This is a genomic window from Fluviicola sp. (assembly GCF_030151805.1).
Classification (GTDB): Bacteria; Bacteroidota; Bacteroidia; order Flavobacteriales_D; family Crocinitomicaceae; genus Fluviicola.
On sequence record NZ_JASLCN010000267.1, the window covers coordinates 1 to 13049 of the forward strand.

Consider the following 13049-nt stretch of genomic DNA (forward strand, 5'->3'; position numbering starts at 1 on the left):
GGTTGGTTACACGATGATTTGGCAACATTCCTTTCGGGAAAACAATACATCAATTTCGTGCCGAGAGGTCAGAAAATTGGTTTGGAACCGGGTTCCAAATGGACCAAGCCGAGTTGTGTGCTAATGGGAGAAGGAAACTACTCCGATGCGCACATGTTCCCGGTTGTTTACAAAACATTGGGAATCGGGAAACTGATCGGAATGCCGGTACCTGGAACAGGAACTGCCGTTTGGTGGGAAAATCTGCAGGACAACTCTTTGGTATTCGGAATTCCACAGGTCGGAGTGATGACCATGGATGGAAAATACTACGAAAACAACCAGTGCGAGCCTGATTACAAAGTAGCAAACGATTACAACACCATGCTGAAAGGCGAAGACGCTCAATTGAAGAAAGCAGTCGACGTTTTACTTGGCAGATAACAGAATGATCAAAACATGAACAATCCCCGGCATTTCGACTTCGCTCAATGACCGGGGATTTTTTTTAACGATTTGCAGAAAGATGTTTTTATTCGGAAAGCTTACAAAGCGATTAGCAGCAAAACCCAAACTCATTTTCCTGATCGACGGAATCGGAGCTGCTGTTTCTGCATTCTTTTTAGGCATTGTACTCACAGCTTTTGAACGATTCTTCGGAATGCCAAAATGCATTTTGACTCCGCTTTCATTCGTTGCCCTAATTTTTGCTGTTTACTCCTTATGCTGTTATTTTTTTGCTCGTAGAAATTGGCCGCGCCTGCTCTTTCTGATCGGTGTTTTGAATGTGATTTATTGCCTCTTTACAAGCGCATTCCTCCTTCAATTCTTGAATCAGTTAAGCGCTATCGGAGTCACTTATTTTATTTTCGAAATCCTGATTATTTTGACTTTGGCAAGTATTGAATTGAGGATTTGTAGCGTTTTGGGGCAGGAATCAGAGGAACTTTTGTAATTTCAGGAGCTGGTTTCGGACACAAAACTTCGGATCAGTTTTGTCAATCCATCCCGAAACCCAAAACAACAATTATGAAACGCACATTTTTTTATTTGTTATTACTTACCGCAGCTTGTACCACTCAACCGGAGGAACAAGAAACCATTCCGAATTCAGATTCCGGGGAAACAGTCTATGCGGACGTCATTCCTTCATCGGACACTTTGTACTGCACTTCCAACGGAGAGTTCGAATACGGAGCGCCTTATGCATATGTCAACAAGGCCGGTGACACAATGATTCCTGCCGGAGAATTTGACAATTGTTTCAGTGATATCTTCACCAATTTTGCGTACGTTTCGGATGAGCGATTCAAAGACCATGGAATGGTTGCCGTGAACAGAAACAAAGAAATCATCTTTGAGGCTTACATCTTTGACAATGGTCCGGATTACATCTATGACGGGCTATTCCGAATTGTGAGAAACGGCAAGATCGGTTATGCGGATCCCACCGGAAAGGTTGTAGTCGAAGCAAAATACACTTGTGCCTATCCATTTAAAAACGGGAAAGCAAAAGTTGCCTTGAATTGTGAAACGGTAAAAGATGACCTGGAGCATCACTCCTGGAAAAGTGACCAATGGTTCTACATTGATAAAACCGGAAAGAAGGTAAAACAGTAAAACAAGTTTGGATGAGCTGAGCGGGAATTTTACCACAAATACACAAGGCTTTTTGGACGAGTCGAGTGTACCAATTGACACAAGTCATTTCAATTAACTGAAAAAATAAATATTAAAAAAATGAACCATTCACTTACCTGGGACGAATTCATGAAGGTGGAAATGCGCGTTGGAACAATCATTTCCGCTGAAATTTTCAAAGAGGTGCGCAATCCTGCGTACAAAATCACCGTCGATTTCGGAGAGTTCGGAATCCGTAAAACATCTGCTCAGATCACTGCTTTGTACCAGGCGGAAGAACTGATCGGAAAACAAATCGTTGCAGTCATTAATTTTCCTCCGAAACAAATTGCCAATATGATGAGCGAATGCCTGGTGTTGGGCGGAATCGGAGATAACAAGGAAGTAACACTTTTGCAACCGGAAAGGGCGGTGAAAAACGGAACACGGGTTGGGTAATTACGAATGATGAATGCCGAATTACGAATTTATGAATTGCGCTCTTATAGCTATCGGAATACGAATTGGTAGTTCTCATCACCAAGAAAAGTACTGAGTCAATTTGGATTCATTAAACCATCCTAAACAATAATGGAAATCATTCTCATCGCAATTATCGTGATTATTGTATTTGTCCTTATGGGAGGAGCATTAATTGTCCTTTCACCTGTTTTTGTACCGTTAATTATTTATAGCGTCGTTCAAAATCGTTTGTTTAAAAAAGAATATAAAGCCTATTTACAATCTATTGAAGGGAAAAAATTCTTCGTTTACACTAGCCGAACAAATAGTTATAGCTACATCAAAATAAATCTTCTTCCCCAATTACCCAAAGATGTGGAAGTTATTTATTTGAATGGAAAAGACCCCATAACCAATCTCAATAAAAAGTACATCTCACATGCGCTATACAGTATTCAAGATAAAAAAGGATTTCCTTATTTACTTCGGGTTGAAAATGGTGAGATCAATGATAAATCGATCAATAATGTCTTTTACAATACTAAAAATCAGAACAAGGATATTCAATTACTTCTTAATCAGATTGATCATTTTTTCAAAACTCCCAACCATTCAACCAAATCGCAACCAAATTAAAAAAGTATGAACTCACTTTTAAAGCTCAAGCAAGTACTTATCAATTTTACATTTTCAATTCTCCATTCCTTTAAGCACTTTTTCTGCCTGTACCAAATGCCGTTGGTTGTGAAAGATCACGAAGCGAAACGTATCTCCCAGTTTCAATTTGATCCATTTGGAAATACTGATATTTGTTTTCGTTTTATTCAGGTCAATTTTCCGGGCTTGATTCAATAAACGGAGAATTTCTTCCTGCTGCTGCATGAATTCCCGGATCACCTTTTCTTTGTCCAGGCGGCTGTTCAACGGATTCATATTTTTAAAAGTCTTCATTTTGTTGAGCTTTTCCTTGGGAAGCATGCTGTTTGCAAAATAATTTCCGAGCCAGCCGCTTTTGAACGACTCCTTGTTTTTGGATTCCGCACGTTGGATTCTTTTTGCAATTTCCGGAAGATAAAATCGCCCGTATAAATTCAAATGCTCCAGACATTCCAAGGCACTCCAGCTGAGTTCATCCCGCTTAAAATTCAGGGTTTCTGCGCTCAATTCGTTGAATGCCGCTGCTTTTGAAAGACAAAGCTGTGTGCGATTTGTCAAATCCGTGATCAATGTGTCTGCTGAAATTTTCATGTGCTTATTTTTCGACAAAGTTCCTGAATCTGATTCCAGAAAACATTGATTCAAATCAAGACTTTTTCAATCGCGACAAGGTTTCGGGGGTCATCCGGAGATAATTGGCGATGTGCCGGTTCGGAATTTCCTGGAACAATTGCGGACTGCGTTTCAAGACGCGTTCAAATCGTTCTTTAGGAGAGGAGGTTAACAAGTCCTTTTCCCGCTCGATTTGCTGGATCACCAGGTCTTCGATGATCTTTACCCAAATCCGGAGATGATTTTCATCCTGATTGAGAAAACGCATAAAACGTTCTTTGGGAATGATCTTCATCTTCGTTTTTTTGATCGCCTGGATAATGAATTCGGAAGGTTTTTCCGTCAAAAAGGAATCAAGTGAAACGAGGATATTGTTTTTGTAACCGAAGCGGATATTTCGTTCTTCTTCCCGGTGACTGTCCGGTTTATCAACGACAAAAACACGCAGACTTCCTTCTTCCACAAAATAAATATTGGTATCAGTGGTTCCTGCCGTTTTCAGCAATTCGTTTCGCTCAATCGTAACAGTCTTCTCTATCAATTGCTGCTGCTCTATTAGGGCTATTAACTCTGAAGGCTTCATTTTTCCATTCTTTTATCCGGATGTTTTAAAGATAGGAAAAGGTTCGGAATCTGATTGATTATACGGAGGACACAAGTTTTTTTTGGATGAGCCGGGGAATTTTTACCACAAAGGCACGGAGGACAAGAGGATTTTTAGAAGAACTAAACTTGAGAACCAAACTTAATTAAACGCAAAGTAACGAAGAACGCAAAGAGGGAAGGAAAGCTGTGTGTTGTTTTTTACTACGAAGGATAGCAGACTTTACAGTCGCTATGTTTTGTAAGGACTCAAGGGATTTTTACCACATAGTGCACATAGAACACATAGCGAATGATTCAGTTAGCGAGCGCGGTAGCCGAGCTGAAATTTGTGCATTTGCGGTAGAAAATTCAAGCCAATGTTTTATTTCTTAAGCGGAGTGAATTGAGTATCACGGAGACTGAACTGAAACTCATAGCCAGCGCAGCAATCATCGGTGAAAGCAGTAATCCTGTAAACGGATATAAAATACCTGCTGCAACCGGAATTCCCAGCACATTGTATGCTAAAGCAAAAAACAGGTTCTGTTTGATGTTTTTCATGACATCTTCACTCAGCGATCTTGCTTTTGCAATCCCCATAAGATCTCCTTCAACCAGGGTAATATCCGCACTTTCAATTGCGACATCAGTTCCTGTTCCCATCGCGATACCGATATCTGCCTGCGACAATGCCGGAGCATCGTTGATACCATCACCCGCCATTGCGACTTTTTTTCCTTCCTGTTGCAGTTTTTGTACTTCCTGCAATTTGTTTTCGGGCAACATCTGCGCTTTAAAACCATCCAATCCCAGGTTTTCACTTACGACTCTGGCCGTATTTTCATTGTCACCTGTTAACATCATTACCTGAAGTCCTTTATCATGTAATTTTTGTATCGCAGCCTTACTGGTTGGCTTTATTTTATCGGAAATCACAACGAAACCAACCGCTTCTTTCCCCACAGACAAATAAGAAACCGTTTTCCCCTGTTTTTGCGCCTCAATTACCTGAGTTTCCAAATCTGCAGCAATTACACAATTCAATTGTTCCATCAGCGTTCTGTTTCCCAAAGCCAAATCTTCGTTATTCAATCGTGCCTTCACTCCTTTCCCTGCAACTGCCTCAAAATCTGTCACCGGCTTTACCACAACCCCTTTTTCCTTTCCGTAATGCAGAATCGCTTGTGCCAAAGGATGTTCACTACTACTATTGATTGCCACCAGGCGTTCCAAAACAGCTGTTTCCGTGAGCGTGTTTTCCACAACCCCCACTTTCTCAACAGATGGTTTGCCTTCGGTAACGGTTCCTGTTTTATCAATAACCACCACATCTACCGCATTCATTTTTTCCAGCGCTTCGGCATTTTTTATCAGTACTCCCGATTTCGCTCCTTTACCAACGCCAACCATAACCGACATTGGTGTGGCCAATCCCAACGCACAGGGACAAGCGATAATCAATACCGCTATCGCATTTACAAATCCGTAAACATACGAAGGTTCCGGCCCCCAAACAGCCCAAACGATAAAGGTCGCAACAGCAATCAGCACAACAATCGGAACAAAGTATCCCGAAATTTTATCTGCCAGTTTTTGAATTGGTGCTTTGGAACGGCTGGCATTATTGACCATTTCGATTATTTGTGAAAGCAGCGTTTCTGCCCCGACTTTTTCTGCAACCATCACAAAGGTCCGGTTTTTATTGATGGTTCCGGTTTTCACCGGATCACCTTTCCTTTTCTCCACCGGAAGCGGTTCTCCTGAAATCATTGACTCATCAATAACCGCCTCGCCTTCTTCGATCTTCCCGTCGACCGGAATTTTCTCTCCCGGTTTCACGCGTAGCAAGTCACCTACACGAATAGTATCTATGTCTACGACTTCTTCCTTTCCGTCTTTGATAATAGTTGCTTTGTTGGGAGCCAATTTCAGCAATTCCCGAACAGCGCTGTTCGTTCTGCTGTGAGCTCTTGCCTCCAATAACTGCCCCAATAGCACCAGGGTGAGGATAACCGTCGCTGCTTCAAAATAAACATACACTGTTCCGGCGTGTGTTTTAAACTCATCAGGAAATATGCCGGGCAGTAGTAATGCAAGCACACTGAAAATCCATGACACACCGGCTCCGATTCCAATAAGCGTAAACATGTTCAGTTTCCTGGTCATGATGGATCTCCAGGCCCGTTCAAAGAACATCCAGGTTGCATAAAAGACAACGGGGAGAGAAAGCACGAACTGTACCCAATTCCAGTATTTCAAATGCATCCACTGAAACAACGGGTTGTGCGGGATCATTTCGGTCATCGAAACCATAAAAATGGGAAGCGTGAATATAACCGCTATTTTGAATTTCTTTAAAAGATCCGTATAGGTTTTATTTTCTTCTTCCGCATCCCCATTTATCGGTACAAGTTCCATCCCGCAAATTGGACAAGCTCCCGACTCATTCCGGATAATTTCAGGATGCATCGGACAGGTAAATCCGGTCTTCTTTTGCAAGGAAGGCTGCAACACCAGATCCATCCCGCAAACCGGACAATTTCCGGGTTTGTGATAGGTTTTATCTCCTTCGCAATGCATCGGGCAATAATAAACTCCTTCCCCGGTTGGTATTTTAGCAGCCGACTGCTTTTGATGATGGTGTTTCTCATCTGTCTTCACATGCATGTGCTCCTGACGATTCCCGGCTTTATCTCCGGAATGCTCCATTTCAATCGTGTAATTTCCCGCCCTGGATACTGCTTCCTGCAATTCCGATACGGGAACATGGTGTTCCATTGAGATAACCGCTCCTGGCGGATCAAGAGACACTTTAGCGGAAATACCTGTTAAAGCATTTAGCTCCTTTTCAACTTTTTCCCGGCAGCCATCACAGTCCATGCCAGTAATTGTGTAAACGTGTTGCATCATGATATCGAGTCAGATTCTAAGATAGTCAGAATCCGGCATTTTTTCACATCAATTTGAAAATGGATTGTATCACGGGCAACAGTGATTGCAAGAAAGCCTGTTTGGTATTGATTGAAAATACTGAGCAAAGCGGGAATTGGCGATCCGGTTGAATCTTTTCGTTTCGGCGAAAACTTCCGTTTTTTTGTTTGGGAACACGTCGCATCTCTTCCCAAACATACCCCAAAGAAAAAACCCGTTTCAGCAGTGCTGAAACGGGTTCAATTTCCTGCGGAGAGTGAGGGATTCGAACCCCCGGTACCTCTCGGTACAACGGTTTTCAAGACCGCCGCAATCGACCACTCTGCCAACTCTCCGCGACAAAAGTAGTGCTATTTTCCTTTTTGGCAAGTGTTCATTGAAAAAAAAATAAAAGTTATTTACTTGTTATCTGAAAATCAGTACCGTTTAATCAATGATTTTTTATTTCTGAAGAATCATTTTCGATAAACCCAGCCAAATTCATTAATTTTACGTTACATATTTATACTATGAAAAAACTATGTTTGGTGATAATCCCATTATTTGTTCTCGTCTCAAATTCGTTTGGACAGAAAAATCAAATGAAAGCTTTTATTGATTATAAAAGCTATTATTCACCAGAGCAGGGTCCATACATTGATTTGCAATTTCAATTCGTCGCTTATACCATTCAATTTGCTCCGGTTGATTCCGTTTTACAGGCAAAGATTGCCGTATCAACGATTATTACCAGCCAGCCGAGCGGTGATACTGTTTATGTTGACGGTTTTGTGCTGGAAAGTCCCAAAATGCGCGATTCAATCGTAGAAGATTTTTTTGATAACCTGCACATTCCGCTTCAACCCGGGAATTATACCGCTCATTTGACGTTAAAGGATATTCTTTCAAAAGGAAAATCACTGGAAGGACAACTGGATATTCATGTTGATGAAATCACTTCCAAAGTAGCTACTTCAGATATTTTGATTGCCGAAGTTGCCACACCGAGCAGTAATCTGGCATCTCCTTTCCAAAAAAGTGGTTATGAGATTATTCCCCGCATTTCAAACTTTTACAGCCAGTCAATGACGCGGATTCCTTATTATGTGGAATTGTACAATACCAATCTCATCCAGGACAGTACCTTTGGTTTAAGACAACAGGTTGTTTCTTCACAAACCAATCAAATTATGCCCGGTTTCTCCCGTTTCACGAAGATCAAACCCGGTCCGGTAGTTCCCGTTTTCAGAAATATGGACATTTCCAAACTGCCTTCCGGGTCTTATCACCTGACTTTGGAAATTATTGATAAAAACAGCAAAACGATCGGACAACCCGCAGATTACTTTTTTGAACGCATCAACGACATTGAACTCAAGGATGAAAATGTAGAAGACATCATCTTAAACCCAGCTTTCCAGGCTTCTCTTACGGATGATTCCCTGAAATACTACCTGGGAAGTCTAATTCCGATTGCAAGACCTGCAGAAGTGAAATCAATCATTAAAACATTGAAAGCAAACAGTCCTGATTTGTGTCGCAAGCATATTCAGCAATTCTGGATTCAGACTGCCGGAAATGATGCTTACAATCAATGGATGATTTACAAAAGAAATGTGATACTGGTTGAAGCAAACTACGGAAACAATTTCCAAAGCGGGTTTGAAACTGATCGCGGACGTGTTTACCTGCAATACGGGCAACCGAACACCATTATTGTAAGAGAAACTTCCCCTTCCGAATATCCTTACGAAATCTGGCATTACTACAAGATCAAAACGTTCAGCAACAAACGTTTTGTATTCTACAACCCGGATTTGGTAAATAACGCTTATCGTCTGCTTCATTCCGATATGGTTGGAGAACAACAAAACTACAAGTGGCAGGAAATGCTGGTTAAGCGAAACAATTCCGGCCAAAGTGTTGACAGTTCTACCGGATCCGGTCAATTTGGTACAAATAGCGGCTATTATTACAAACAAGACTAAAACTATCTGTGCAATATCCTGACATCGCCGTTGTCATTCTCAACTGGAATGGTAAACACTTTTTAGAACAGTTTCTTCCACAAGTGATTGAGTACTCGAAACCTTTTCGGGTGGTTCTGGCAGACAATGCCTCAACGGATGATTCCGTTTCATGGACAAAGACGCATTTTCCAGACCTGGAAATTGTGGTCAATGAATCGAACGGTGGTTTTGCCAAAGGATATAATGATGCTTTAAAACGGGTAAAAGCTGATTATTACATGTTGTTGAACAGCGACGTAGAAGTCAGTAAAGACTGGCTTTTCCCCCTGGTTGAAACAATGAAAAATCCGCAGGTTGCGGGCTGTCAGCCTAAGATTCATTCGTTCAAGATCAAAGGCAATTTTGAACATGCCGGTGCTTCCGGAGGTTTTCTTGATAAATACCACTACCCTTTTTGTCGTGGGAGAATCATGGATCACGTGGAAAAAGACGAAGGTCAGTATGATTATCCATCCCGGATTTTTTGGGCAACAGGAGCCTGTTTAATGATTCGTGCGGACTTGTATTGGGAAACCGGAGGTTTGGATGAACGATTCTTTGCACACATGGAAGAAATTGATCTATGCTGGCGAATCCAACGATTGGGATTCTATTTTGAAGTCAATCCGGAAAGTGTCGTGTATCATGTAGGAGGAGGTACTTTGAACTACATGAATCCGAAAAAGACTTTTTTGAATTTCAGGAACAGTCTGTTGATGATCCATAAAAATCAGCGAAACGGGTTAACCTATGTTCTTTTCCGCAGACTTTGTTTTGATGCGTTGGCTGCATTCGTGTTTTTACTTCGAGGTCAATTTCCGCATTTCTGGGCTGTTTTCAGGGCGCACATGTCTTTCTACAAGCATTTTCCATCCAGTATCCGGGAACGGAAAAAATGGAAAAAACGCGACACGAAGGCTCCTATCCGTTTTTACAGGGGAAGTATTTTATGGGCGCTTTACATCCAAAAGGTGAGTAAATTCAAAGACTTAAACCAACGGAAATTCGATTTGTAATGAACCCTTCTTTAGCAATCTTTCTCGGAGCCTACTCACAAACCGTTAAGGAACTATTTCTCGCAACTCAATTCTTACTTGAACAAGAATTACCGGACAGTCAGCAGGAATTGGATATTCCCGCTAAAATGCTCGCATTCAGTTACGGTCCCGGCTACAAAGGCATGGTGTGCGTATTGCTTCCCTCCCGGCAAGGTCTCAAACTTTCCTTCAGCAAAGGAGCAGAACTTTCCAATAAGCACGGTTTATTGACCGGAACCGGAAAGAAAACCCGGTACGTGGAAATCTCCAAAACGCTGTTGAAGAAAAAAGAACTTCGGGAATTAATCCGAAGCGCGAAGCTATACCATGAAATGACTTCCGGTCAATAGCATTCGTTAATACATCTTAAATACGTGCTCGCCCATAAAGTACTTTTCTAATTTTAAGGTATGAAACGCATTGTAGCAATCAGTCTTTTATTTATTATCGGAGCGGTTTATATTACCGATGCCCAGGACAACATTCCCTATCACTTGAAACAAGAGGACAAACTTATCATTCTTCCTCCTGAATTGAGAGAGGTTTCGGGTATCAGTATTATTGATTCAAAAACACTGGTTTGTATTCAGGATGAAGAAGGAATTGCTTTTATTTACGATCTGAAAAAGCAGGAAGTGATCCGGAAGATTGTTTTCGCAGGACCGGGAGATTATGAAGGAATTGCTCCGGCCGGAAAAGACTTGTATGTTCTTCGCAGCGACGGTGTTTTATTTCGGATTCACAATTTCGAAAAAGATCGCCACCAGGTTGATTCCATTCAAACCGGAATTCCGAACAAGGATAATGAAGGATTGTGCTATGACAAAGCAAACAAACGCTTATTGATCGGCTCAAAAAGTAAAATTGCCAAAGGAGCGGAGTATAAAAACTTACGAACGATTTATGCTTTTGACCTTAAAAGCAACACCTTGCAGAAAGAACCGCTTTACGTGTATGATATAACTATCATGAAGGAATTTGCGAAGAAAAACAACATCGAACTTCCCACCAAACCCAGCAAGAAAAATCCGAATGAACAGGATGTGGCGCTCAAATTCCAACTCTCAGGAATTTATATTCATCCCAAATCCAAATTGCTTTATGTGCTGAGTGCTTCGGATTATTACTTGTTCGTATTCGATCAAACAGGAGCGATCAAACACCTGGAAGTGCTTGATCCCTTGAAATTCAACAAGGCAGAAGGAATAGCTGTGATGCCGAACGGAGATCTGTACATTTCCAATGAAGGTCAGGCAGGAAATCCGAAAATCTTACTTTTTTCAGAGAAGAAAATGAAGTGATCCATCTGTAAAAACACTTATACACACTTCGCATTCGTTTATACAAAATAAAACTACGAGTATACAAACCGGCTTTTGGTCATCGATACCTTTCTCTAATTTGGATTCAACCATAAATTCATTAGTATGAGAAAATCACTTTTTTTATCCCTAACTCTGGGAGGCCTTCTATTCGGAGCATTCAGCTTCCATTCGTGTCAGAAAGAGACCAGAGACACTGTTATTTCGAAACAAAAAGAAAAAAAAACTCCTGTTCAAACGAAAGCCTGTCCGGAACCGAAATTCGCGAATACGCAAGTAGATGTTGCCTGCCTTCTGGGTTATGCCTGCGATCGGTTCCCAACTATTCCCCAATACAATCAGAACCGAATCCGATGGCAGGTAAAAGATTGTTCGAATGGACCATATACAGCGACCTCTTTTTATGCTGTTTACAAAAAAACAGGAATGACGGGAATTTATCCAACCTATACCAGAATAGCATCTTTTCAATGCAACAAATCTGATATGTGGTATGCCAATCCCGTACTAACCAATAGTTCAGATTTTGTAATCCTGGTAGCAAATTCAGGCATGCCTCCTCTTCCCACTACCATCATAGAGGAATACTATTCGGTTACCGGTTCATATTTTTATTACGATACCAGCTACGGGAACATCTTTTCCTGCACTGATTTCTGGAGATTCAGCACAGGGACAACAGCCGGAACAATAAGCTGTATCAACATTGGGATCGGGAAATGATCCGTCAGTTTTTCAAGATTACTTCTCAATAAATCAAAAAACCGCAGCGATAAACTGCGGTTTCTCTTTTTAGATTAAAACGTTAATGCTTTTTCACGCGGTTCGTTAACTGAAACTGTGCTCCGAACACGATGTTGTACTGCATGAAAAAGAAATGCTGTTTTGCCTTGTCGGCCGGATTTCGGGTTGTGCGGATATCCGGCATGTGAATGAATCCGTATTTTGCTTCGCTTTGAATAAAGAAGTACTTGAAGAAACTTAACTTCAATGCCCCTACCAAGCTCAATCCATATCCTGCCAAATGAAACTCATCGTGGCGCGGATTCCCCAATAAAGTGGTATTGGTTCTCGGAACCAGTAAGCCAAAACCAACTCCTTCGTTTACACTCAAATTGAAATGTTTCACATTGATCAGCGCATCTGAGCGGCGAACTTCTGCATTCAGGTAGTTCAATCCGTCCGTGTGTTCGAACAACAAAAACGAAGTATCCAGGTACATATCCTGGTGGTTGTAAACACCGTCGTAAGGAGTTCCTGAGTTTTCAATATGTCCGTCCATTTTGACCGTCTGGTAGTTCTTCATCACATATTTCATGTGGTCGGAACCGATGGAGATTTCGTACTTGTCCTTAAAATAATAGCCCAAACGCAGGTTGTACTGAGGAATGGTCATGGTAGCCGGATTCAGGTACAAATTCGCACGGAAAATCGACTGGCGGTCATTGGCAATGACATTGTTCAATTTAAAATTATAGGAATTCCCTGTAAAGGTGATGTCCGACTTGGTATACGCTCCGCGGTTCCATCCCCAATAGATGTAAAACGAACCTTTTTTATTCGGCTTCCAAATCTCAAGTTTATCCTGAGAAAAAAGGGGGAAAGCGAGAACTATCGCAAGAAGGAGAGTTACAGATTTCATTTGTCGGATTTTGAATGCAAAATTAGAAATCTTTTCTGCTCCCCATGTTAAATTATGAGATAAAAGAAAGCCACCGGTTTCCCGGCAGCTTTTCAACCTACTATCAATTACCAATGATCAGTATTTAAAGAAGCACTGGATTGATTTCCCTGAAATTACTGCACCTTGCTGAGCAGTTCCCGTAGCAGGGTCTACACGGTAAATCCATGCATTC

14 protein-coding genes and 1 tRNA gene are annotated in these 13049 nt (G+C 41.4%); 10 read left to right on the top strand and 5 right to left on the bottom strand.

Going from position 1 to position 13049, the window contains the following annotated elements:
- The 5 genes from Q1V93_RS10180 to Q1V93_RS10200 all read left to right on the top strand — a co-directional run.
- A partial coding sequence (locus Q1V93_RS10180) for a S41 family peptidase (RefSeq protein WP_300664348.1) occupies positions 1-423 on the top strand: 423 nt, incomplete at its 5' end.
- An 82-nt stretch (positions 424-505) separates the two neighbouring features.
- Positions 506-934, top strand: a complete 429-nt coding sequence (locus Q1V93_RS10185; RefSeq protein ID WP_300664350.1) for a hypothetical protein — start codon at positions 506-508, stop codon at positions 932-934.
- 74 nt (positions 935-1008) lie between these two features.
- The gene (locus Q1V93_RS10190; RefSeq protein ID WP_300664352.1) at positions 1009-1599 is read left to right on the top strand and encodes a WG repeat-containing protein; all 591 of its coding nucleotides are present in this window, start codon (positions 1009-1011) and stop codon (positions 1597-1599) included.
- 120 nt (positions 1600-1719) lie between these two features.
- Positions 1720-2058, top strand: a complete 339-nt coding sequence (locus tag Q1V93_RS10195; protein WP_300664354.1) for a tRNA-binding protein — start codon at positions 1720-1722, stop codon at positions 2056-2058.
- Positions 2059-2190: 132 nt separating this feature from the next.
- A complete protein-coding gene (locus tag Q1V93_RS10200) occupies positions 2191-2697 on the top strand; it encodes a hypothetical protein (protein ID WP_300664356.1) in 507 nt (168 codons plus the stop codon).
- 54 nt (positions 2698-2751) lie between these two features.
- On the opposite strand, the gene Q1V93_RS10205 is transcribed toward Q1V93_RS10200, so the two are convergent.
- The 4 genes from Q1V93_RS10205 to Q1V93_RS10220 form a co-directional block, all read right to left on the bottom strand.
- Complete coding sequence (locus Q1V93_RS10205) at positions 2752-3309, bottom strand: DinB family protein (protein WP_300664358.1); 558 nt, start codon at positions 3307-3309, stop codon at positions 2752-2754.
- Positions 3310-3364: 55 nt separating this feature from the next.
- Complete coding sequence (locus Q1V93_RS10210; RefSeq protein ID WP_300664360.1) at positions 3365-3913, bottom strand: Crp/Fnr family transcriptional regulator; 549 nt, start codon at positions 3911-3913, stop codon at positions 3365-3367.
- A 371-nt stretch (positions 3914-4284) separates the two neighbouring features.
- Positions 4285-6822 carry a heavy metal translocating P-type ATPase gene (locus tag Q1V93_RS10215; protein ID WP_300664374.1) on the bottom strand — a complete coding sequence of 846 codons (2538 nt, stop codon included), beginning with the start codon at positions 6820-6822 and terminating at the stop codon, positions 4285-4287.
- 274 nt (positions 6823-7096) lie between these two features.
- Positions 7097-7181: transfer RNA gene (locus tag Q1V93_RS10220), tRNA-Ser, on the bottom strand.
- Positions 7182-7427: 246 nt separating this feature from the next.
- On the opposite strand from Q1V93_RS10220, the gene Q1V93_RS10225 reads away from it, so the two are divergent.
- The 5 genes from Q1V93_RS10225 to Q1V93_RS10245 all read left to right on the top strand — a co-directional run bounded on the left by Q1V93_RS10225 (position 7428) and on the right by Q1V93_RS10245 (position 11916).
- Positions 7428-8813, top strand: a complete 1386-nt coding sequence (locus Q1V93_RS10225; protein WP_300664362.1) for a GWxTD domain-containing protein — start codon at positions 7428-7430, stop codon at positions 8811-8813.
- Between the two features lie 8 nt (positions 8814-8821).
- The gene (locus Q1V93_RS10230; protein WP_300664364.1) at positions 8822-9850 is read left to right on the top strand and encodes a glycosyltransferase family 2 protein; all 1029 of its coding nucleotides are present in this window, start codon (positions 8822-8824) and stop codon (positions 9848-9850) included.
- Positions 9850-10221, top strand: a complete 372-nt coding sequence (locus Q1V93_RS10235; protein ID WP_300664366.1) for a hypothetical protein — start codon at positions 9850-9852, stop codon at positions 10219-10221. Before Q1V93_RS10230 ends, Q1V93_RS10235 begins: the two co-directional genes overlap by 1 nt.
- Before the next feature lie 60 nt (positions 10222-10281).
- Positions 10282-11172: an SdiA-regulated domain-containing protein gene (locus Q1V93_RS10240; RefSeq protein ID WP_300664368.1), complete on the top strand. Its 891-nt coding sequence runs from the start codon at positions 10282-10284 to the stop codon at positions 11170-11172.
- 126 nt (positions 11173-11298) lie between these two features.
- On the top strand, positions 11299-11916 hold the full coding sequence (locus tag Q1V93_RS10245) for a hypothetical protein (RefSeq protein ID WP_300664370.1): 618 nt from the start codon (positions 11299-11301) through the stop codon (positions 11914-11916).
- Positions 11917-11998: 82 nt separating this feature from the next.
- On the opposite strand, the gene Q1V93_RS10250 is transcribed toward Q1V93_RS10245, so the two are convergent.
- Positions 11999-12835, bottom strand: a complete 837-nt coding sequence (locus Q1V93_RS10250; RefSeq protein WP_300664372.1) for a hypothetical protein — start codon at positions 12833-12835, stop codon at positions 11999-12001.
- Positions 12836-13049: the final 214 nt, after the last annotated feature.